The sequence below is a fragment of the Segetibacter sp. 3557_3 genome, assembly GCF_004354985.1.
Lineage (GTDB): Bacteria > Bacteroidota > Bacteroidia > Chitinophagales > Chitinophagaceae > Segetibacter.
In genome coordinates this window covers 210,708-232,229 of the sequence record NZ_SMSK01000003.1, presented here as the reverse complement: position 1 = coordinate 232,229, position 21,522 = coordinate 210,708, and the positions used below count along the sequence as shown (strand labels likewise).

Below are 21,522 nucleotides of genomic sequence, written 5' to 3'. Positions count from 1 at the left end.
GGCATTCGTGAACGAAGCAAACCGCACGGTGCAGGGGTTGTCTATCGCGCTGTTAGGTGTTGAGGATCAACGACGGGGGGCATGGCAATTGCAGGCAAATCATTAATACACCAGAAAACTAATTATGCAAGCTACCCCCTCTGAGGGCTTATACAAGGCGTTGATAAAGGCTATCACTTTTGCCGCCAGTATCATCATTTTTCTTTGGTTACTGTTTAAGATTACGAGCGTAATTATGCTGCTATTGTTTGCCGTAGTGCTTGCATTAATTATCAATGCTCCGATTACCTGGCTCGAGAAAAAGGGTATGAAGAGAATATGGGCATGTGTTATTGTATTCGGGTCGATGGTGCTTACCATTGTTGCTTTATGCTGGCTAATCATACCCATTATCAGCAACCAGGTTTCTATACTGATCAGCAACATTCCCGATTATGCGAGCCGTCTATCCTTCAAGTTTTCTGAATGGTTTAAGAACTATCCCAACCTGAATAAAGGATTACAAAAAGGCAGCATTGACGTGCTGCAGTTTGTGCCTTCATTACAAAATACCATCATAAACATTGGCAACTATTCGCTATCCCTGATCAGTTCGCTATTGATATTCATACTTATGATGAGCATGATTGCCTACATGGTCGTTCAGCCACGACCCCTTGTAGAATTGTACCTTTCTTTCTTTAGTTTAAGCAATCGCGACAAAGCGGCCAATGCACTCTCGAAATGTTCTATAATGCTGGTAGGCTGGTTTAATTCCAACCTCATTGCCGGCCTGATCAATGCTGTTTCTATCACGGTGTTCCTTAACATTATGGATGTACCGGCAGCGCTGGTATGGGGAGTACTGGCGTTTTTTTCGGGATTGGTACCAAAGCTTGGATTTTACATAATGGCGGTGCCGCCACTATTGGTCGCCCTGTCAGTGAGCCCCATGACAGCACTTTGGGTTGCCATTTTCTTCCTGGCACTTGATGAGATCATGGGCGATTTCATAATGCCTAAAGTGCGCTCGAATATGATGAACATCCACCCGGCATCAATCATCATATTACTTTTTGCTATGGGGGCGGCCTTTGGTGTATTTGGAATTATCATGGCGACTCCTATCGCAGCAATCATTAAGGCTTACTATGAAGAATTTTACCTGAGCAAAGCCAAAAACGATGACCACATGGAACAGCGGATTGACCATATCCTTTACCGGGAGGTCACACCGGCGAATGATCCCTTACCCTAATACCATTCCATGTTGCATATTCGCGGATCAAACGATGTTGATGGGAACCATAGACAATGGAAGTTGCCGCATGCGATAATCACAATGTGAAGCGTTCTACTACGCAAGCATTTTATTCTGAAGGTTTGCTCCGCTTGTCAGGTCGTAAAGTTCCTTTTTTGTTGCCAGGCTTCTCAGCATGGTCAAATGACCATTGTGGTGCATATCTGTTCCAAGAAAGTCAACCATGTTATTCTTGAACAGTTTCTCTGCAGCTTTCTTTACGTCCGGCCCATAGCCGCCCGACAATGAACCTAAGTTGACCTGTAGTTTACAACCGAGCTCTTTGTAGCGCTTATAGGTATTGAAGTTCTTGTGATAATAACTATACCGTTCCGGATGAGCCAACACAGGAATTAAACCCAGTATTTGCAGCTTGAACAATGACTCTTCAAAATAAGGGGAAGGCGCCAGGTACGACATTTCAACAAGGATGTGGTCCTTACCGAGGGTGAGCAGGTCGTTTCGGGTTGCCCCTGCAAGCAATCTTGAAAATTCATCGTCCACCATATATTCAGCAGCAGCCTCAATTTCAATATCCAGTCCTGCCGATGCAATTGCTGCTCTAACGAGTTCGAGTTTTGGCAGAATAGTCTCCCTGGAGTTTGGATACAGGTCCGACAGGATATGTGGAGTGCAGATCAGCTTACGATAGCCAAGATCTTTCAAGGCGGTGATCAGTTCCATGCTTTTGGTAATGTCTTTCGCTCCGTCGTCGATGCCTGGCAAAAGATGTGAATGCATATCAACTGCAAGGAAAGACAAATCTGCTTCAACCTTTTTTGTACCAAACAAGAAATCAAGCATATAGTTATTTTCAGATTACCCATTTTTAATGACCCGACAGCAATAGCAAAGTGGATCCCGGCGGAACAGTTTCCGAAACGACACAAGGCTTTAAAGGTCGGCTCAGCACCGGCTGCACATGCGCCAATAAATAATGGATTAGAAAGTTGAATTCAAAAAATGCGCCGGGAAAGCATTTGGGCAGTTCTTGTTTATAACGATGCTGTATAAAAGGCCAGGCAGAAGCAATCCGAAGTGTAGACCACCCTAATGTAAGTGCTATGGCAAGGTACGGAGCAATTTAGCAGGGTTGCCCGCATAAACTCCCGGCTGGGTAATGTTGCGCGTTACAACTGCTCCGGCCCCGATGACGGCATGGTCGCAAATGGCAACAGGTAATATGGTTGCATTACTCCCAATGGAAACCCCATTGCCAATCTGCGTTGAACGCCATAGGTTGCGGTCACCACCTGCGGGGCCACCACTAGAAAAGAGGTCGTTGATAAACATAACCCCATGACCAATAAAGCAATCATCTCCTATGGTCACCAATTCGCAAATAAAACTGTGTGATTGAATTTTGCAGTTCTTACCGATTGTGACGTCTTTTTGTATTTCTACAAAAGGTCCGATAAAAGTATGGTCACCAATTTTACAGCCGTAGATGTTTACTGGTTCAACTACTTTCACGCTTTCACCAAATTCAACGTTTCTTATGCACGCCTGCAAGGGAATATATCGCATGACTAACAGTTACGTAGATTTTTTGCAGATTGGTAAATTTTGTCGATGATTTCAACAGTTTTGAGGCCCTCAAATGAATTGGTAGATATGGAACTGCCCTTGAGCAAAACATCTACGAGGTTTTCATATACCTTATCATGATTGCTCATCGAGCCAACATAGGTGCCGTAGTTGTTGGCTTTGTTGCCCTCGGGAAGGTCGCGAAACTCAAAACCATCTATATTTTGGTACTCGAGCTCATTAAGGTATTGGCCGCCAATTTTTACTGTTCCCTTTTCCGCAAAAATGGTAATTGAACCTTCCATATTTGCCCGATAACTGTTAACAGTATAGTTGATCGTACCAATGGCGCCGTTGTAGAATTCGAGTGCAACGGCCCCCGTATCTTCAAACTCGATTAAGCCCTGGTGGCCAAAGTTACCAGTCAAAGCAAAAGCCCGTTTTACGTCTCCAACCAACCAGTACAGCAGGTCGATGAAGTGGCTAAATTGGGTAAAAAGCGTTCCACCATCGAGATCAAGTGTTCCTTTCCACGTATTCTCATAATATTCAGCATTCCGGTTCCAAAAACAATTTAGCTGTATACTATAAATCTTTCCAAGAATGCCTTTGTCGATGGCATCCTTCAAAGCGGCAACGGGCGGATTAAAGCGGTTTTGTTTAATGGCAAAAAGCCTGCGGTTCGCGCGTTCTGCTTCCTTGATCATCTCGCCGCAATCGTTCACATTAATGGCCATCGGCTTTTCGCACAACACATGAAACCCTGCGCGAAGGGCCGCTATACTGTGTTGTGCATGCAAACCATTTGGAGAGCAAATAGATACGACGTCAATTGTTCGTTCTTCTTTTATAAGTAAGTCGATGCCGGTATAAGCAACGGCATCAAACTTCTCGGCGAGCGCGTTCGCCTTTTCAGGAACAATATCACAAACGGCAACAAGTTTCCCAATATTTGCGATATGTTCTGCATGTCGTTGTGCGATCCTGCCGCAACCGATAATCGCGAAATTGATCTTTCTCATGAGCTGTTATTTCCCGTCCGGTCTAAAATAATCTGCTTTGTTCCGGTTAACAGAACAAGCAACCTTATATAAGGAAACTCTAGCGCTTCGACAATTGTTGAGCCGGGTGTAGGGTCGGGTTTTTACGCGAAAGAAAGCCAATTTTCAATAAGGTCAATAAGATTCCGTCCAGTCTTTATTAAATGTGTGTTGGTTACGAACTTATTAACGATGGTGCACACATTTTATTTGAAACCGGCGAGCTGGATTTATCAGCTTCTGCCTTATGCTTAACAGGAGAAGGTATTTAGGTCAAGGGAGTAACGTATTCAACCGGAAATTCGACAGTCATGATCTGGCCAAGAGACTCCAGTTTTACAAAAACTTTCCGGTTTCCACCACGAATAACGGTGCCTTCGCTGTTCATAAAAATTCCGTGGTTTACAACGATCCGCGTATTTTCATCCAGCGACTCCAACGACTGTATGGTAATTGATGCATCTTTTTCCAGCAGGAACTTTTTAATAATCTGTATCTCCTCTTCTCTTATAACAGCGGGCTTACCAACGTGGTGAACAAAATTGATAACCCCATCGGTCATCAGCACCTGCACCCGCTCTGGTTCTGTAATGTGTACAAACACATACGATTTAAAAAGCGGCTCTTCAATGATTTTCTTTCTGTCACTCCATTGTTTTTCTACTTTCTGAAGTGGGCACCAGCTCTCAAGGCTCTTCTTTAGTAGTACTGTATCCACCTTTTTTTCCCATCTGGGCTTTGTATAAATGGCATACCATTTCTTTTCCATCAATCACCGGATTTGAAACAAAGATAAAGCTTAGGAGTATAGTCAGCGCACAGAGAATGGAGAGTAAATCCAGACATTTTCGCTACGGTTTAAGCATCATCCCGAATGCGTTGTTGTTCATCAAACGCCTTCGGTAAAGCTGGCATATAAATGATAAAGGCTGCCTCCTTTCGAGAAGACAGCCTTTGATGATTTACCTGTTTATACTTGATCATAGTAAGTTCTTGTACCCTGATCGGTATATCAATTTAAAAAGATGCCGTACAAGTGAGCGACACCCACGAACCGGGTTCATCGGGGCGGGCGTCCGACTGGGTCTATCCGGGCGGGCAACCGGAGATCAATAGCGAACATTTGCCAGTCCAAAAAATCGTGGAATAAACCCCAGTTTCCGGTTAAGTACCCAACTAAGGTTTCCTGGCGATCACCACAGCTTTTGTACCGATCATATCATTTACCACATTAGCGGTTTCATTGATATAAATATCAGTACGAAGGTTTTTCAGCCATGCCCGATAACGCTCCCCTTTCTCTTTGTCAACATTGTTGTACTTCAACGTATCTGCTGTTAAGCCTTCAATAGGCAGTTCAGTTTTAGATTTCGACAGGGTATCATTCTGCTTTACAGCAGCGCGAATGCTCTTTTGCTCCTGCGCAAATTTCTGATAGTTGAGGTTGTACTCTTTATCGTTCTGCACCGCAAGCCATTCCGCATTCTTTTTTATCGTTGTAAACGGAATGCTGTTTGCAATTCGCTGCTGACTTGCTGCCTTAACAGTCGCTAGGTTGTAGGTAGCCTGCCACGGTTTGAAATTCGACTTTTGGATTTCGTCCCACTTTAATGCATTTGGATTGTCTTTCTCCCTGAACTTTAAAGACTCATATTGATCCGGGATGATGATATCGGGTGTGACACCACGCAATTGGGTAGATCCTCCATTAACGCGGTAAAACTTCTGAAGCGTGAGCTTTATCGCACCATATTCGGTTAAACCGCTCGCGAAATCAAGAGGCTTTCCGAAAGGAATATTACGCTGAACAGTTCCTTTTCCATAAGTTGAACTACTGCCGAGGATAACTCCTCTTCCATAATCCTGGATTGCGGCTGCAAATATTTCAGAGGCACTTGCGCTAAATTCGTTTACCATTACTGCGAGGGGACCTGAGTAGAGTACTGATTTGTCGTTGTCACCAAGCACAGTTGGTTTACCCTCACGATCCTTCACCTGAACAATTGGTCCATCAGGGATAAATAAGCCAACCATATTTACAACATCCATCAAAGAACCACCACCGTTGTTACGCAAATCGATGATAATTCCATCTACATTAGCTTCCTTAAGCTTCTGAACTTCTTTCGCGACGTCAACTGCAGACCTGGAGCCATTCTGCCGCTCAAAATCAGCATAAAACTCCGGAAGGTAGATATACCCAATCTTGTTTTTATCCTTGATAATTGCGCTCCTGGCAAATCCTTCATCCTGCACGATTTCGTCGCGGATGAGGGAGACTACCTTTAATGAGCCATCGCCTTTTTTTAAGGTCAACCTTACTTCCGTGCCTTTTGTACCACGGATGATCTTAACTGCATCTTCAACTGCATATCCTGTAAGGTCAACAGGCTCCTGCTTACCCTGGCCAACCCTCATAATAATATCACCTACCTGTACTTCCCCGCTTTTCCAGGCCGGGCTACCGGTCAGCAGTGTGGCTACTTTTATTCCACCTTCTTCTTCTTTAAGTGACGCTCCAATACCATAGAAACGTCCACTCATCTGTTCGTCAAAGGACCTTTTCTCAACCGGTGGAAAGTAATCAGAATGCGGATCCATAAATGTCGTGATACTGTTGATAAGGGTATTAAACCGATCCTCATCAGTCAGTTTATACTTCATCCTGTCAAAAGACTTATCCATAATCTTCATCACCTTCTGACGAGCTTCAGCTTCTATTTCTTTATCTGTCTTAACAACAAAGTCTTTAGTTCCTTTATTCTTTTCGCGCTGCTCCATCAGGTCATTATAACGCTCAAGGGTAAGGTACTTCAACTTCTTGCGCCAGCGATCTTTCCGTTCTGCGTCCGTAGCAGGAAAGTTCAGCTTATCTCCGTCGGCGACAAGTTTTTCATCAATGGTGAAATCGAATGGGTTTGCCAACAATGTTTTATAAAGCGAAGCAATCTCCTGTTGCCGCTTCGTAAATATGGGGTTCAGCGTAGGGAGGAACTCCATTGTTGCACCATGTATTTCATCGTCGATATAGGTTTCGTATTTTTTCAACGAATTCAAATCCGACTGGAGCAGTATGTTTTTCTCCGCGTCAATTTCACCAAGAAATTTTTTGAAGATCTCGCGTGAGAAATCATCATTTATGGGTTTAGGATCATAGTGATTTTCCTCGATGATGGAACCCAACGTAGTTAGTATCTTCTGTTGTTTCGAAACGGTCTTTCCATCCTCTCCAAGTGATTTAAATGCCCAAAAGATTCCTGCAAATACCAGCAGCAGCACTAAAGGCAATACCTTAGGTTTCATCATAAATTGTAGAATTTGTTTCATTAAGTATCAAAAATAAAGTAAAAAAAAGTGCTGTTGGCGTGAGTCCGGCATCTTAACAAGCTTTTACAGCCACATATTAATTATCCAAATTCAGCTACTTAGTACCTTGAAAAACAATGCATTGGAACAGATGGAAAAACAAAGATTCCGAACAGAAGTTCAATTTTGTTTAGCGAATTGTTACAAACACATCTTTTCCCCCGTTTACAACGATAATCACTGTACTTATCATACAATAGTCACACCTGATTTCAATGTACTTCAAAAAACCGGCAAATAGGCTGAGTGGATAGGGAAACACCTAAATAGCAACCTATGCCGGCTTCCCTGGTTACAACCTGAGAAGCATGTTCGTGCACGATTAACAATATCGTGGAAATATGACAGCCATTTGCAATTGGAAAACACTTTTTCCCTATTTTTGCAACCGTTAAAAACGGAGATCGTAGCTCAGTTGGTTAGAGCGTCAGTTTGTGGCACTGAAGGCCGGGGGTTCGAGACCCCTCGGTCTCCCAAAAGAACCTTGTTGCAATGCAACGAGGTTTTTTTATAATTCTACTCCATGTCGAACTGGATCTTTGTTACCCCCCTATTGTCTGCTTTGTTGGGTTGGCTCATTATGGCGGCATTTTGTTATCTTCTTTTTCGCAAACCCTCCGGCTTTCCGGGACAACTCTCGCTTGAAAAAGTTTTACTCGCACGTAAAGACCAAATTATTACACTGGTTGAAAGTGGCTTAATTAAACAACTTGAAGAAGGTTCGCTGAAGAACATCGTCAACCCGGATGCCGCTTATCAGCAACTCAACCCTATGATTGAGCAACATATTGATGTGTTTCTGCGCCACAAATTGAAACAAGAGATACCCATGATCGGCTCTCTTATCGGCGATAGGACAATAAGCCAGCTGAAAACTGTTTTCATGAAACAGTTGGAAGAACTATTCCCCCAAGTTATGGAAACTTATTTTGAAAAGGCGATTACCAAAACTGAACTGCAACCAATTCTTGAAAGGACCGTCGGCAGGGCTATTCATTATACTATTATTGCCGGTCCAACGTTTTTCAAAGGTGAGCTTCGTTCATTGCAATGGTTGGGTGCTGTTTTCGGTTTTATAATCGGGCTGCTCCAACTCCTGCTCATCCTGGTAATGTTGTAGGCATCGTATGGGAGACTTTCAGGCTGTAATTACGCACATCATCCCATTCACCGGTAAATCCGGGAAACACAACTGGCCATTTATCCGTTTTGGGAGATTGCTGAACAGCCTTCCCCCAAAAAATCGACTTTATTTACCGCTTATCCTTATTTATGAACTTTCATAACTATTTCGACAACAATTTTGCCCTTTATTTATAAGCATATATATGAGAAAATTAGTACTTGTAGCATTTTTATTATCTGGTCTTGGTTTATCGGCTCAGCCCCCGGGAATGCGTCCGGGAGCAGGTAGAGGAGGTGGTCAACAGATGAATACCGGCCACTTTTATGGTAAAGTTGTTGACAGCAAAACAAACAAAGCAGTTGACGGCGCATCAATAATCCTTTTGTCAAACGGCGTTGATTCTGCAACAAAAAAATCCACCCAGGCAACCATCAAAACGGCCATTTCAGCAAACAATGGCGATTTCAGCTTATCAAACCTTCCGGTTTTTGGAAACTTTACCCTTCGTGTTTCAGCTATAGGTTTTAAGCAAAAAGACCAGGCGCTCTCTTTCGGACTTCGTCCCGGCCCCGGTGCAAACCAGGAGCAAATGATGAGTATGATCGACCGTGACCTTGGCAATATCAAACTCGAGCAAGACGCAGCAACACTTTCTAACGTTACCGTTACAGCTACCCGCCGCCTTTTCGAAATGGGTGTTGATCGCAAGATCTTCAACGTTGACCGTAACCTGGTGAGCACCGGACAAACGGCAACCGAGGTGATGAAAAACATTCCATCCCTCAGCGTCGACATTGACGGCAACGTGACCATGCGAAATGCGTCACCCCAGCTTTTTGTAGATGGTCGTCCAACAACACTTACCATGGACCAGATACCTGCCGATATCATCGACAGGGTGGAATTGATAACCAACCCTTCTGCTAAATTTGATGCATCCGGCGGTAATGCGGGTATCCTCAATATCGTGTTGAAAAAGAACAGGAAAACCGGCTACAATGGCGGTATTCGTGCAGGTATCGACTCCAGGGCACGGGTTAACCTAGGTGGCGACATCAACCTCAGACAAAACAAATTAAACTTCTTCCTTAGCGGAAGCCTGAACCAACGCAAGTCTAAGTCGTGGGCAACTACCGACCGGCAAACGCTTACTACCCCACTCAGCGAAATCCACCAAACAAGTGAAGGCATTGGTAAAAATCTCTTTGGCTTTGCAAGGGGCGGATTTGACTACTTTATCGACATCCGTAACACGATTTCTGTTACCGCAAACTATAACCGTGGTAACTTCCTTAACGATGACGACCAACGTATTGACTCTACCATCAACAAAGTATTCTCAAGTTATAGTGACCGGATCACCAAGACCGACGGTAACTTTAGAAATCTTGGTTCGCAGTTAAGTTACAAACACCTGTTTTCAAAGCCTGGCCACGAGCTAACAGCCGATGTTAACTACAACCTCAGTAAAAATGATAACATAGGCAACTTCAGAACAGAGACTTTCGGAGCATCCAATCGCCCTAAAGCATTACCCATATTGCAAAGAACCGCTGGAAGCGGGCAAACCAAGAACCTGATATTCCAGGCAGATTACGAAAACCCGATCTCCGATAAACAAAAACTCGAATTGGGCGCACGGGCATCCATCCGGGACTTTGAGAACATTAATAACCAGTTCTTTTATGATTACAATCGTGTTGGTTATGTGTTGTTCCCTAATATCAGCAGCAGCTACAGCTTTACCGACAGGGTTTATGCAGCTTATGGTACTTATAGCTTACAGGTCAACAGGATTAGCTACCAGTTTGGTTTAAGAGCGGAAAGCTCTACTTACCAGGGTAATCTGGCCGGCAAAGACTCCAGCTTCAATGTCGACTTCCCCTTAAGCCTCTTTCCAAGCACTTTTATCACTTATAAGCTAACCGACAACCAGGACCTGCAACTTAATTACTCACGGCGGATCAACAGGCCAAACTTCTTCCAGTTGATGCCATTTATCGATTATTCAGATCCACAAAACCTCAGCGTTGGTAATGCAGGACTCCGTCCCGAGTTTACCAACTCACTGGAGGTTTCCTATAATTATAACTACCAGCGTGCTGCAAACCTGTTGGTCAGTACATTTTTTAAGCAAAACGACAACCTGATCACCCGTTTCCAATATGTGGGCAAAAACCCGATCGAAACGCTTGACAGTGCAGTATTCAACACCTATATCAACGCAAACAACAGCCAGACTTACGGTGTTGAGGTTACCAATCGTATGCCCCTGGCCAAGTGGTGGGATATGACGGTTAACGTAAACGTTTTCAATTCCACCATCAAGATCGCAGCCCAGGCAGGACAACCGGCGCTTACCAACCAAAGAACAAGCTGGTTTGCGAAAATCAACAACAGCATCAAATTACCAAAAGGCTTTGCTATCCAGCTTTCGGGTGATTATTTCGCTAAAACCGTTCTTCCACAGGAAGGTGGTCGCGGCGGCGGTGGCGGTGGCCCACGCGGTGGTGGCGGTGGCGGCGGCTTTATGTTTGGCGGTGGAGGAGCAGGAACTGCACAAGGTTATATCAACCCGCGCTACAGTGTTGATCTTGCAATCCGCAAAGACTTCACTTTAAAAGGTGGTAATACCGCTTCACTAAACTTAAGCGTCAATGACATATTCAGAACGCAGTTGTTCAGTACCTACTCTGAATCGCCATACTTCTTCCAAACTTCCGAGCGCAGAAGGGATCCACAAATCGTAAGATTGAACTTCAACTATCGTTTCGGTAAATTCGACGTTAACCTTTTCAAACGCAAAAACGATCGTTCACTTGATAGTGGAGAAGGAATGCAACAGTAATTACTGTTAACAGCACCACAATACAAACAAGGCCGCCTTCAATCGAAGGCGGCCTTTTTATTTAAGAACACTATGGTTAATGTTATAAGCGACTAATACATCAGCCGTTTTTTCCTTTCAGCATCGGCACAAAAGAGAAGTTATCAAAACCTTCCTCGGTAGTGCCGCCGTCCGCCTCTTTGGTTATTCTCAGCATTCGCTGGTGTTTTCCTTCATCAACAGGTATCACCATTTTTCCGCCAATTTTTAATTGTGCAATAAGCTTTGGTGGTACAAAAGGCGCCGCCGCAGTAATAATCACCTTGTCAAACGGAGCATAGGTGGGTAATCCCTCGAAACCATCCCCATAAAAGAATTTGATATTGGGGTACTTATTTCTAAACACAAAATCTTTGTTGTGTTCAAATAGTTTTCGCTGTCGTTCAATCGTATAAATGGTAGCTCCCATTTCGGCGATTACAGTGGCCTGGTATATGCTCCCTGTTCCAATTTCCAACACCTTATCAAAGGGCTTCACCTCAAGCAACTGGGTCTGGTATGCAACCGTATAGGGTTGCGAAATGGTTTGACCGGCAGCAATCGGGAATGCCCGGTCCTCGTAGGCAATTTTATCAAACGCAGAGTCGAGGAAGTAGTGGCGCGGAATATGTTTTATGGCTTCTAATACCCTTTCATCTGTAATCCCTTTTTCTCTTAGCAGGTTCACCAACCTCATCCGCATTCCCTTGTGCTGGTATGTATCTTCGTACTTTCTCATTGCAGCTACTAAAGTAATAAAGCGCAACCTTAAATCACAGTAATACAAAGCGCCTGAGAAAAGATTTCCAGGCGCTTTAGATATCAACAAATGGGTATGTAGAGGTATTGTTTGCAGTTACCGCTTTAATGACTTTGTTTTAAGTCGAATAAGGCGCACACGCAACAAACTACTTTAGCTTCATATCAGTGATAATGGATTGAATTTTCTGATCGAGGCTGGCTTCAACGGTCTCGAATTCTTCGAGGCTGCCAAGGGGTTCATGAACACTAAAGTAAAATTTGATCTTTGGTTCTGTTCCACTTGGGCGTGCCGAAATCTTAGACCCATCGGCAAGTATAAACTGCAATACATTGCTCTTAGGCAGGTTAATGTCCCACGACTCTTTGGTAATAAGATTAGTGCCGTTTTGTAATTGGTAATCGAGTAGTTGAACCACTTGCGACCCGTTGATGGTTGCCGGTGGTTGCAGGCGATATTGCTGCATCATCTCAGCAATCTCTTCCTGGCCGCGCATGCCCTTCTTGGTAATTGAAATCAGGCCCTCTTTGTAAAACCCGAACTGGATGTACAGATCAATCATTTTTTCAAAGAGCGAGCGGCCTTTATCCTTTTCATATGCAGCCATTTCGCACAACAAGGCTACAGCAGATATTGCGTCTTTGTCGCGGACCTTGTCACCGGCCATCAATCCATAACTCTCTTCACCCCCAATAACATAGTTTTCCTCTCCTTCTTTCTCTTTAATCAACTCGGCGATCCACTTAAAGCCGGTAAGTACATTATAGCAATTTACTTCATAGGCCTTTGCTATGGCATCAATCATCTCCGTAGTTACAATGGTTTTTACCACCATATCGTTCGGTTGATTGATCCCCTTTGCTTTTCTTGCTTCAATCATATAATTAAAAGCAAGTACTGCCGTTTGGTTGCCATTCATGAGTACCCAATTACCCTTATGATCCTTCACGCCAATGCCTACCCGGTCACTGTCCGGGTCGGTGCCGAGCAAGATGTCGGCGTCAATCTTTTTGGCCTGGTTTAAGCCAATGCTCATCGCTTCACTCTCCTCAGGATTTGGGTACACCACAGTTGGAAAGTTTCCATCCGGGGTGGCCTGCTCTTCTACAATATGCACATTGGTAAAGCCAAATCTTTCCAAAACCTGGGGTACCAGCGTAATTCCTGTGCCGTGTATGGAGGTATAAACGATCTTAAGGTCTTTCTGCTTTTCAATTACTTCAGGGTAAACACTCAGGTCCTTTACCATGTCAATATAAGTGTCGTCCATACCTTTCCCGAGAATCGAAATGTTCTCGTCGCCGCCAGTCCAGATCACCTTATCAACACTGGTGATTGCATCAACCTCTTGTATCACATTTTTGTCATGTGGCGGCACCAGTTGTCCACCATCATTCCAATAGGCCTTGTAGCCGTTATACTCTTTAGGATTGTGCGACGCGGTACATACTACGCCCGCATGACAACCAAGATGCCGTATCGTAAAAGAAAGCTCCGGCGTGGGTCGCAACGCTTCAAAAAGGTAAACTTTTATACCATTTGCAGCAAACACATGCGCAGTTGTCTCCGCGAAAAACCGGCTGTTATTCCGGCAATCGTGTGCAATAGCCACCTTAATTTCACTCTCACCATAGGTTTTCTTCAGGTAGTTGGCAAATCCCTGCGTTGCCATACCAACGGTGTATCTGTTCATCCGGTTGGTGCCGACTCCCATAATTCCACGTAAACCGCCTGTGCCGAACTCAAGGTTCCGGTAAAAGCTATCGGCTAGCTCGTCGGAGTTTTCTATTGCTTTAATTTGGTCTTTGGTGTCCTGGTCGTAGTTTCCGTTTAACCAGACGTTTACTTTTTCCTGAATGGCAGCATCCATTTTGGTGGCGTTTTTGGTGAATATTTTTGATACCGGCGATGGTAACTCCGATGGATCATCGTTGCGTCGCAATCACTTTGACGGCAGTACGCACATCGACTTTTTACGGCTGGCAATTTTAAGCATAAAATACCATAGATAAACCGCAGTCGAAAAGTTTTATATGTGTTTGACCAACAAAAGTAATCGGTTCGGTTGCGAGCGCCGGGTCAACGAAATCTCCTTGCACGACCTTTCCGCTGCCCGGTTCCGTTAAGCGCTGCGGCCCTGTTCAGGCCCGAACTACCAGACCTGCAGGATTTCCGGCTACAGGCTTCGACCACCAGTTGGCTATGCCCTATGGTGATCTAAAGTTTTCTTAAGTAAAACCACATTCACCTGCTAAACGTTATTTACCTGCAAATTTCACCTAGGTTTGAACATCGAAATGAAAAATCACTACTTACTTCTTCTGGCGTTATGGGTACAATTGGCTGGTTTTTCACAGCAAGTGCAGGATACGATACCGTTACAGGATAGCGTGGATATTATTCTGCAGGAGGACACGATAGCGCCCGTGCTAGGACAGGCGGCCCTTGCGTCCCTTAAACCACTTCATTACGAATACAACCGCAACCGGGTGAAACTGGTTGCTGCAGGCAATATTGCCGGCTATAGCCTCAGTATGGTCGGTTTATACGCTGCATGGTACAGTCAATACCCGCAAACATCTTTTCATACATTCAACGACAACCGCGAATGGCTGCAGGTGGATAAAGTTGGTCATGCCTACAGTGCCTATGCCTGGAGCTATGCTTCTATGGAAACGTGGCGGTGGACCGGGGTGAGCCGAAATAAACGCATCTGGTTGGGCGGGCTCAGCGGTGCAGCCTACCAAACCGCCATTGAGGTACTGGACGGCTTCAGCGCTGGTTGGGGCTGGAGCTGGGGCGACTTTGCGGCGAATATTGCCGGAAGTGGCCTGCTTATCGCGCAGGAACTTAAGTGGGATGAACAGCGGCTTCAGCCGAAATTCTCTTTTCACCACAAAAGTTACCGCAGTAAGGACCTGAATGCGCAGTCAAACATCATGTATGGCGAGCGGATATATGAGCGCTTTCTAAAAGATTATAACGGCCAAACCTATTGGCTCAGCGCAAACCTAAGGTCATTTTTTCCCGGTAGTAACCTGCCAGCCTGGCTGAATATTGCAGGCGGTTATGGAGCCGAGGGCCTGTTCGGTGCAAAGGATAATGTTGCTTCCGACGATCACGGCAACCTGATCTTCAATCGCCGCGACGTCAGGCGATATCGTCAATGGTTTCTCGCGCCCGATGTTGACCTCAGGAAGATCAGGACGAACAGCAAAGCTTTACGACTTGCACTCGGCGCGCTCAATGTGCTTAAATTCCCAACCCCTTCCCTCGAGTTCTCCAACAACCGGGTCAGCTGGAATTGGATACATTTTTAGTGATTTGCGGATTCCGGATTATCGAATAACGGATTACTGGTTGTCTGAAGAGTAAATATCTATCCTCCCTGAGTACGCAATGTCCAGTCATGCCGATTTCTTCGATGCAAGGGCCTTTCGCCTTACGGTAATGCAGTGCAGATGTACCAATATTTACTTGCCCACAAGTTTTCTGCTCCACAATCCGCCAATCCGCAATCCGCAATTCGCTATTGCCATCAAACTAAATAAGCGCCCTGCACCGCACCATCCTGCACTTCTACCTGAATGTGGTCGAGCAGTGTAGTGGCAACAGACAGGCCAACAAAATCAGTTTTAATGGGGAAACTGGTATGCATACGTTCCACAAGAGAAAGGATCTGGATGCGCCTGGGGAATGTTTCCAGTAGTGGCTTAAGTGCATACAGCAGCGTTCTTCCGCTGTTGATTACGTCATCTACAACAATCACGTTTACGTTGTTAAAGTCCATATTGCCTTCATACGTTACTTCAGCCGCACTTACTTTGTTAATGCTGCAGGCAACAATACGTATCTCCGTGTCGAGGTAGGGTTTTAATAAGCGGGAGATCATCTCGGCAATCACCATCCCATTTTCCCGTATGCCAATGAGCACCAATGGGGTTGGATCGCCGCTCAGCTGTTCAGCTATCTCAAGTGCCATCCGGCTCATTTTTCGTTCGGCAACGTCTTTCGTGAGGATACAAATTTTTTGACTCATGGCTATATTTCGGCCTCGCAAAATAGTATAAAACGGGCACCCTCTATAAATGATTTGTGAGCTGCCCCGCAAAAAGGGGAAAACCTGCATGCCGGTTTCAGGTAAAAACTTAAAGCCGTTTACACCGGCACAGGATTGTCGTTTCAAATGCTACCTTGCGGGTATAATCTAATCGTATGCTTGTTCTTCAGCAGGTTCTTTTTGTTTTGCTGGCAGGCGCTGCCACATGGTTGTTTAGCAGGAAAGTTAAGGAGATCAGCAGGAACATCAGGCTTGGCCGTGAACACGATCCTACATCTACCATTGCCGAACGCTGGAAGCGGGTGGTGCTGCTGGCACTTGGCCAAAAAAAGATGTTTAAATACCCGCTCGTAGCAGTACTGCATTTTGTGATCTATGCAGGATTTATCATTATTAACGTTGAAGTTCTCGAAATTGCTATTGACGGCATCTTTGGCACACACCGCATTTTCGCAGGTCCATTGGGAATGTTTTACAGCTGGCTGATTAACAGTTTTGAGTTCCTGGCGGTGCTGGTAATCGTTGTTTGCGTCATTTTTCTTGCGCGTAGAAACGTGCTGAAGTTAAAACGGTTTTGGAAACGAGAGTTGGATGGCTGGCCGCGAAGCGATGCCAACTATATCCTCATCGCCGAGATCATCCTCATGTCGCTGTTCTTAACAATGAATACGGCTGACTATGCCTTGCAACTCAAGGGCAGCGAACACTACACCCAAACCGGTCCATTCTTTTTCTCGGGACTCATCGCTCCTCTTTTTGAAAGTATGGGAACAAGCACCCTGGTGGCAATAGAACGCACCTGTTGGTGGTTACACATTGCCGGCATTTTTGCTTTCCTGAATTACCTGCCCTACTCAAAGCACCTGCACATTTTGATGGCCTTCCCAAATACCTATTATGCCGACACGGATCCGAAGGGCAAATTCAGGAATATGCCGGCGATCCAAAACGAGGTTCTGTATGCCATGCAACCTGAACTCGCCCCTGCAGCAGGCACCGAACAACCCGTGAAGTTTGGAGCGAAAGATGTGCAGGACCTCACCTGGAAAAACCTGATGGATGCCTACACCTGTACCGAATGCGGAAGGTGTACCGTTGCATGCCCTGCAAATATGACCGGCAAGCTCCTCAACCCGAGGAAGATTATGATGGATACCCGCGACCGCATGGAAGAGGTCGGCAAAAAACTCGACAAAGACGGACAACCTACTGATGATGGCAAGACCCTTTTGCGCGATTACATCACCGAAGAAGAATTGCGCGCATGCACGACCTGCCAGGCTTGCGTGGAAGAGTGCCCCGTAAGTATCAATCCCCTCGACATCATTGTTCAGCTCCGGCGTCACCTGATCATGGAAGAAAGCAATGCTCCCTCAGAGTGGAACGGAATGTTTAGCAATACCGAAAACAATTTTGCCCCATGGAAACTATCACCAGACGATCGCGACCGGTGGACGGAAGGGTAAGGGGTTGGGCGTTGGGTATTGAGGTATTGGGTAATTGTTAAGAAGTTGATTGGTTGATAAGTTGATTGGTGGGAGTAGGTATTTGGTATTGGGTATTGGGTATTGGGTATTGGGTATTGGGTATTGGGTATTGGGTATTGGGTATTGGGTATTAAGGTATCGGGTATAAAGGATAAGTTGACTGGTTAATAAGTTGATTTTGCTTTTGGCTGTAGCGGCTACGTTGTGGAAGGAATTCTCAATGCTGATTGGAACACCCCATTCAACATTTAACATACAACATTTAAAATAAAAACCTGTCGTCAGTCACGGCTGCTCCGGTGATTGCAACCTCGCCCTTTCTTCCGGGTGCAACTGATCTTCCGGAATATCGTGAATTTTTTGCACCGCGTCTTTATGGCGATACATCTTCCAGATTTGCAGTAAGGCTGTTATTGAAAAGATGCCGCCGATCACCCAATTCAGACTGTTTTGGTTTGCGTCCAACTTCGTCACTACCCATTTACCCCCGAAAATAAACAGGCTGTTGCCCATGAGGGTACCAATACCTATGCCCCCGATATATATGTTGTAATAATCGTTGCGGGGTAGCAATATCTTTTTGGTAAACAGTACGGTGCTCCAACCAAACCAGAATGGAATCTGAACAGGGTTTATTGCGCTCATCATAGCACCCAGGAAAAACCGGTGCATGGTGTTAGACAGTATCACGTTTTTTGCCTCCCCATGTTGCTGCAATGCTGCAGCAAACGAGGAAACGGCCAGCGCAATCACAATGAAAAGGGTAAACCACTCCAGCATCTTTAATATCCGCTCATGTTTCCGGATCTTATCTATGGCAACGAGTGATATTCTTACATAAATCAACTCAACCAGCAGGCATCCTGCAATAAACCAAAGGGCGGGGCGATAACCGTCGGAAATAGATATTTGCATTGCAGCAATATTCAGCGTTCCAAGCGGCAACGTGCCGAGGAAGCTCACCAGCATACCGGTAAGAAAAAGGCGAATAATTTTCATACGTCTTGTACTGCAATGTAAGCGAATTACGAGATTTCAACTTGATGCCGAAGCGAATCGCATTAGTATGCTTTGTCGATCTTTCGCATTCGCTCAAAGAAAACCGCGGCATTTTGAAGGTGCCGTTTACCTCTTTGAAACGACCAGTATGGAACACCGCGGCGATGATTGATTTTTGCAATATGGTACATCTGTTTCCAGTGCCACGCTATCTCTTTCAGTGCTTCCAGGTAACTCATCCCACAGTCATATATGTGATTGGGCTCCGCCCCTGCACCGTTGAATTCGATCAACATGATGTTCCGACCAGCCTTAAGATCTTCAATGGAAGTACACTTTAAATCGTAGCGGCCATAGTAAAAGGCTCCGGTGTTATTGCTGATCGTATCGAACACCGCAGTAAGTCGCTCATCAATTTCGCTGTGCAGGTTGATAAAGCGGGCACCGCGGTTGTGGTTGCCGGTAAAGCTCAACTGAAAGACCTCTCCTTTTGTAATCACTTTGTCCAGGTTATCTCCATGCATCTGCCGCATCTCGTCTTCGCGGTAGCGGGCCTTTGGATGTTGTTGAATAAGGCCGAGCAGTGTGGTACTACCATCACCAACAACCTGCAGGTATTCTTTTAATATAAATCCCGTCACCTTACCCTTAGTCTGGCCGGGGTATCGCACGTGAAATACGCTGAATTCCAGGGGAAGGTCGAGATAAGCCTGTACCAGGTAGTCGGCCTGTATGCGTTCGTGGTAGGTTTTTAGCTCATCCAGGTTATGGATCTTCCTGACCATCAGCCCCTGCATACCAACCTCCGGTTTAGCAATAAAGGGATAATCAAATCCCACCTCCGCTACCTTTTCGCAAACGAGGTTATAGTCCAGCTCAGCAGTGAGGTGCAGTGTTTTAGGGTAGTATTCCTTTGGAAACTGCTCATACATTTCCTTTTTTGTTTCCCCTTCGAAGCCCGAAAATTCAAGCGTTGGATTGACCGGTGAAAAAAACCAAAATGCACGTGCCTTTATCGCATAGTATATCCACAGTAATGAAAGCGGGGCATAGATGACCTTAAAAGGCCAGAGTTCCCAATGGGTTATTTTTTGCCAGGTCTTTTTCAGCTTTTGGGGTTAAGGCGGCAAAAGTAGCGCAGTCCTGATGCAAAAGTGAAAAGTAAAAAGTAAAAAAGGGCAAATACGTGGGTTGAGAAGTTTATTGTTGTTGTTAACTCGTAAGAAGTTATAACAACTTTTCCGCTTTACCCCTTAGCAATTGGGGATGTCAGCACCATTACGTCTCATATCCCATCTCTCATAACTCATAACTTTCCAACGTCTCATATCTCGTCTCTCATACCTCCTAACTTCTCTCATCCGCAATTCGCTAATCCGTAATCCGCTAATCTGGCTAGACCAAAATGAAATACATTTGAAAAAATGTTCCAAATGCAGGTTCCAACGATGGCGGATATGATGGCCAGTGGTGATAGTCCGGAAATATTATTTTGGGTGGGTTGTTCAGGAAGCTACGACCAGCGTGCGCAAAAGATTACCCGCGCTTTTGCGACAATCCTAAACAAGGTAGAGCTGAAATATGCCATTCTCGGGAAGGAGGAAGCTTGTACAGGGGATCCCGCCCGGCGTGCGGGCAACGAGTTCCTTTTTCAAATGATGGCTTACAACAACATACAGGTGCTAAATGGTTATGGCATTAAAAAGATTGTTACCACCTGTCCCCACTGTTACAACATCTTTAAAAACGAATATCCCGAGCTGGGGGGAAACTACGAAGTCATTCACCATACTACCCTTTTGCAACAATTGATTGATGAAGGCAGGATTAAAATGAAAGAAGGTGGCACTTACAAAGGGCGCCGCATTACTTATCATGATAGTTGCTATCTCGGCAGGGCCAACGGGATATACGAGGCCCCCCGAAAAGTTTTGGAAGCTTTGGATGCCGAACTGGTCGAGATGAAGCGGTGCCGGGTAAACGGGCTCTGTTGTGGTGCCGGCGGTGCGCAAATGTTTAAAGAGGAGGAACCCGGCGACATCCGCGTAAACCAGGAACGCACGAATGAAGCAATCGGCACCGGCGCAACGATTATCGCAGCTGCGTGCCCTTTTTGTAATACCATGCTAACGGACGGAGTTAAAAACAGCGACAAAGAAGGCGATGTGGTGGTTATGGACGTCGCAGAACTTGTAGCCGCCAGCATCGACTAAACCATGAAGCAGTTTAAATGGGGTTGGTTTCTTTTGCTTGCACTTGCACTCACCGCATTGTTGTACGTTTTCGACGCACTGTTATACAAGCTCCACATCAGGGGGGTCCTGCACCACCTGGTGCTTGGGTTTATCATTGCCATTCCCCTTGCACTGATTACCAAACCGCGATGGTAATCTAAAGTTTAACAGCCGGATGCGCGGGGCTGAAGCTAGATGCCTGTAGCTTTGTCAAAGAAAACATCACATCTATTTAAATTGAAGCTATGAACCTGGATTATCGCTCCTTGCTACCTGAAGACTTTGACCCATCCTCGAGAGTATGGGTTTACCAGTCGAGCCGGCTTTTCTTCCTTAGCGAGGCACCCGAAATCGAAGAAATGCTGAATGAATTTGTAAATAGCTGGCGTTCGCATGGGGCGGTGGTAAAAGGTTATGCAAACCTGTTTTTCGGGCAGTTTGTTGTGGTTATGGCCGATGAGTCGCAGGCAGGTGTTAGCGGATGCAGCACCGACAGTTCGGTTCGATTGATCAAAAACATAGAAGAACGTTTTAAGGTAGACATGTTCAACCGCCAGAATCTGGCTTTCCTCGTAAAAGAAAAGGTGCAGCTCATCCCCTTGTCACAATTGAACTATGCGGTTGAAAATGATTTTATCACTCCCGAGACGATCTACTTCAATAACCTGGTGGCAACCAAAGCAGAACTCGAAAACAAATGGATGATCCCCGTTAAAGAAAGCTGGCTGGTGAGTCGGATTGGGAAGAAGGGTATTGAGGTAGCAAGTTGATAAGTTGA

At 45.3% G+C, this 21,522-nt stretch carries 18 protein-coding genes and 1 tRNA gene; 9 read left to right on the top strand and 10 right to left on the bottom strand.

The window, feature by feature from the left end:
* Positions 1-124 precede the first annotated feature (124 nt).
* A complete protein-coding gene (locus EXU57_RS07255; protein ID WP_133267521.1) occupies positions 125-1,237 on the top strand; it encodes an AI-2E family transporter in 1,113 nt (370 codons plus the stop codon).
* Positions 1,238-1,336: 99 nt separating this feature from the next.
* On the opposite strand, the gene EXU57_RS07250 is transcribed toward EXU57_RS07255, so the two are convergent.
* The 5 genes from EXU57_RS07250 to EXU57_RS07230 form a co-directional block, all read right to left on the bottom strand.
* Complete coding sequence (locus EXU57_RS07250) at positions 1,337-2,083, bottom strand: tyrosine-protein phosphatase (protein ID WP_133267520.1); 747 nt, start codon at positions 2,081-2,083, stop codon at positions 1,337-1,339.
* A gap of 258 nt (positions 2,084-2,341) precedes the next feature.
* Positions 2,342-2,806, bottom strand: a complete 465-nt coding sequence (locus EXU57_RS07245; protein ID WP_133267519.1) for an acyltransferase — start codon at positions 2,804-2,806, stop codon at positions 2,342-2,344.
* 2 nt (positions 2,807-2,808) lie between these two features.
* Positions 2,809-3,828, bottom strand: coding sequence for a Gfo/Idh/MocA family protein (locus EXU57_RS07240; protein ID WP_133267518.1), 1,020 nt, complete (start codon positions 3,826-3,828; stop codon positions 2,809-2,811).
* Between the two features lie 286 nt (positions 3,829-4,114).
* Positions 4,115-4,615, bottom strand: coding sequence for a UpxY family transcription antiterminator (locus EXU57_RS07235; RefSeq protein ID WP_133267517.1), 501 nt, complete (start codon positions 4,613-4,615; stop codon positions 4,115-4,117).
* A 407-nt stretch (positions 4,616-5,022) separates the two neighbouring features.
* Positions 5,023-7,152, bottom strand: a complete 2,130-nt coding sequence (locus tag EXU57_RS07230; RefSeq protein ID WP_133267516.1) for a carboxy terminal-processing peptidase — start codon at positions 7,150-7,152, stop codon at positions 5,023-5,025.
* A gap of 460 nt (positions 7,153-7,612) precedes the next feature.
* On the opposite strand from EXU57_RS07230, the gene EXU57_RS07225 reads away from it, so the two are divergent.
* The 3 genes from EXU57_RS07225 (at position 7,613) to EXU57_RS07215 (ending at position 11,186) form a co-directional block, all read left to right on the top strand.
* Positions 7,613-7,686 (top strand) — tRNA-His (locus EXU57_RS07225).
* Positions 7,687-7,765: 79 nt separating this feature from the next.
* Complete coding sequence (locus tag EXU57_RS07220) at positions 7,766-8,332, top strand: hypothetical protein (protein WP_133267515.1); 567 nt, start codon at positions 7,766-7,768, stop codon at positions 8,330-8,332.
* 208 nt (positions 8,333-8,540) lie between these two features.
* On the top strand, positions 8,541-11,186 hold the full coding sequence (locus EXU57_RS07215) for an outer membrane beta-barrel family protein (RefSeq protein ID WP_133267514.1): 2,646 nt from the start codon (positions 8,541-8,543) through the stop codon (positions 11,184-11,186).
* A 100-nt stretch (positions 11,187-11,286) separates the two neighbouring features.
* Here EXU57_RS07215 and EXU57_RS07210 read toward each other — a convergent pair whose 3' ends face one another.
* Both EXU57_RS07210 and EXU57_RS07205 read right to left on the bottom strand, forming a co-directional pair.
* Positions 11,287-11,943: a protein-L-isoaspartate(D-aspartate) O-methyltransferase gene (locus tag EXU57_RS07210; protein ID WP_133267513.1), complete on the bottom strand. Its 657-nt coding sequence runs from the start codon at positions 11,941-11,943 to the stop codon at positions 11,287-11,289.
* A gap of 169 nt (positions 11,944-12,112) precedes the next feature.
* Complete coding sequence (locus EXU57_RS07205; protein WP_133267512.1) at positions 12,113-13,834, bottom strand: phospho-sugar mutase; 1,722 nt, start codon at positions 13,832-13,834, stop codon at positions 12,113-12,115.
* 427 nt (positions 13,835-14,261) lie between these two features.
* Here EXU57_RS07205 and EXU57_RS07200 point away from each other — a divergent pair, with 427 nt between their 5' ends.
* Positions 14,262-15,284, top strand: a complete 1,023-nt coding sequence (locus EXU57_RS07200; RefSeq protein WP_133267511.1) for a DUF2279 domain-containing protein — start codon at positions 14,262-14,264, stop codon at positions 15,282-15,284.
* Positions 15,285-15,502: 218 nt separating this feature from the next.
* Here the strand turns inward: EXU57_RS07200 and EXU57_RS07195 are convergent, their stop codons facing one another.
* Positions 15,503-16,003 (bottom strand): phosphoribosyltransferase family protein, encoded by a 501-nt coding sequence (locus EXU57_RS07195; protein ID WP_165958065.1) that lies wholly within the window; start codon positions 16,001-16,003, stop codon positions 15,503-15,505.
* 176 nt (positions 16,004-16,179) lie between these two features.
* On the opposite strand from EXU57_RS07195, the gene EXU57_RS07190 reads away from it, so the two are divergent.
* Positions 16,180-17,490 carry a 4Fe-4S dicluster domain-containing protein gene (locus tag EXU57_RS07190; protein ID WP_133267509.1) on the top strand — a complete coding sequence of 437 codons (1,311 nt, stop codon included), beginning with the start codon at positions 16,180-16,182 and terminating at the stop codon, positions 17,488-17,490.
* 306 nt (positions 17,491-17,796) lie between these two features.
* On the opposite strand, the gene EXU57_RS07185 is transcribed toward EXU57_RS07190, so the two are convergent.
* Together EXU57_RS07185 and EXU57_RS07180 are read right to left on the bottom strand one after the other, a co-directional pair.
* On the bottom strand, positions 17,797-18,510 hold the full coding sequence (locus EXU57_RS07185) for a LysE family translocator (RefSeq protein ID WP_133267508.1): 714 nt from the start codon (positions 18,508-18,510) through the stop codon (positions 17,797-17,799).
* Between the two features lie 62 nt (positions 18,511-18,572).
* Positions 18,573-19,442, bottom strand: a complete 870-nt coding sequence (locus tag EXU57_RS07180) for a hypothetical protein (RefSeq protein WP_243745537.1) — start codon at positions 19,440-19,442, stop codon at positions 18,573-18,575.
* 501 nt (positions 19,443-19,943) lie between these two features.
* Between EXU57_RS07180 and EXU57_RS07175 the strand changes: the two genes are divergently transcribed.
* The 3 genes from EXU57_RS07175 (at position 19,944) to EXU57_RS07170 (ending at position 21,514) form a co-directional block, all read left to right on the top strand.
* Positions 19,944-20,723, top strand: coding sequence for a (Fe-S)-binding protein (locus tag EXU57_RS07175; RefSeq protein ID WP_133267506.1), 780 nt, complete (start codon positions 19,944-19,946; stop codon positions 20,721-20,723).
* A gap of 3 nt (positions 20,724-20,726) precedes the next feature.
* On the top strand, positions 20,727-20,900 hold the full coding sequence (locus tag EXU57_RS25025) for a hypothetical protein (protein ID WP_165958064.1): 174 nt from the start codon (positions 20,727-20,729) through the stop codon (positions 20,898-20,900).
* 89 nt (positions 20,901-20,989) lie between these two features.
* Positions 20,990-21,514, top strand: coding sequence for a hypothetical protein (locus tag EXU57_RS07170; protein WP_133267505.1), 525 nt, complete (start codon positions 20,990-20,992; stop codon positions 21,512-21,514).
* Positions 21,515-21,522: the final 8 nt, after the last annotated feature.

Coding starts and splice junctions, on each gene's coding strand:
- EXU57_RS07255 (WP_133267521.1), top strand. CDS start 125: ATGCAAGCTACCCCCTCTGAGGGCTTATACAAGGCGTTGATAAAGGCT.
- EXU57_RS07250 (WP_133267520.1), bottom strand. CDS start 2,083: ATGCTTGATTTCTTGTTTGGTACAAAAAAGGTTGAAGCAGATTTGTCT.
- EXU57_RS07245 (WP_133267519.1), bottom strand. CDS start 2,806: ATGCGATATATTCCCTTGCAGGCGTGCATAAGAAACGTTGAATTTGGT.
- EXU57_RS07240 (WP_133267518.1), bottom strand. CDS start 3,828: ATGAGAAAGATCAATTTCGCGATTATCGGTTGCGGCAGGATCGCACAA.
- EXU57_RS07235 (WP_133267517.1), bottom strand. CDS start 4,615: ATGGAAAAGAAATGGTATGCCATTTATACAAAGCCCAGATGGGAAAAA.
- EXU57_RS07230 (WP_133267516.1), bottom strand. CDS start 7,152: ATGATGAAACCTAAGGTATTGCCTTTAGTGCTGCTGCTGGTATTTGCA.
- EXU57_RS07215 (WP_133267514.1), top strand. CDS start 8,541: ATGAGAAAATTAGTACTTGTAGCATTTTTATTATCTGGTCTTGGTTTA.
- EXU57_RS07210 (WP_133267513.1), bottom strand. CDS start 11,943: ATGAGAAAGTACGAAGATACATACCAGCACAAGGGAATGCGGATGAGG.
- EXU57_RS07205 (WP_133267512.1), bottom strand. CDS start 13,834: ATGGATGCTGCCATTCAGGAAAAAGTAAACGTCTGGTTAAACGGAAAC.
- EXU57_RS07200 (WP_133267511.1), top strand. CDS start 14,262: ATGAAAAATCACTACTTACTTCTTCTGGCGTTATGGGTACAATTGGCT.
- EXU57_RS07195 (WP_165958065.1), bottom strand. CDS start 16,003: ATGAGTCAAAAAATTTGTATCCTCACGAAAGACGTTGCCGAACGAAAA.
- EXU57_RS07190 (WP_133267509.1), top strand. CDS start 16,180: ATGCTTGTTCTTCAGCAGGTTCTTTTTGTTTTGCTGGCAGGCGCTGCC.
- EXU57_RS07185 (WP_133267508.1), bottom strand. CDS start 18,510: ATGAAAATTATTCGCCTTTTTCTTACCGGTATGCTGGTGAGCTTCCTC.
- EXU57_RS07180 (WP_243745537.1), bottom strand. CDS start 19,442: ATGTATGAGCAGTTTCCAAAGGAATACTACCCTAAAACACTGCACCTC.
- EXU57_RS07175 (WP_133267506.1), top strand. CDS start 19,944: ATGCAGGTTCCAACGATGGCGGATATGATGGCCAGTGGTGATAGTCCG.
- EXU57_RS25025 (WP_165958064.1), top strand. CDS start 20,727: ATGAAGCAGTTTAAATGGGGTTGGTTTCTTTTGCTTGCACTTGCACTC.
- EXU57_RS07170 (WP_133267505.1), top strand. CDS start 20,990: ATGAACCTGGATTATCGCTCCTTGCTACCTGAAGACTTTGACCCATCC.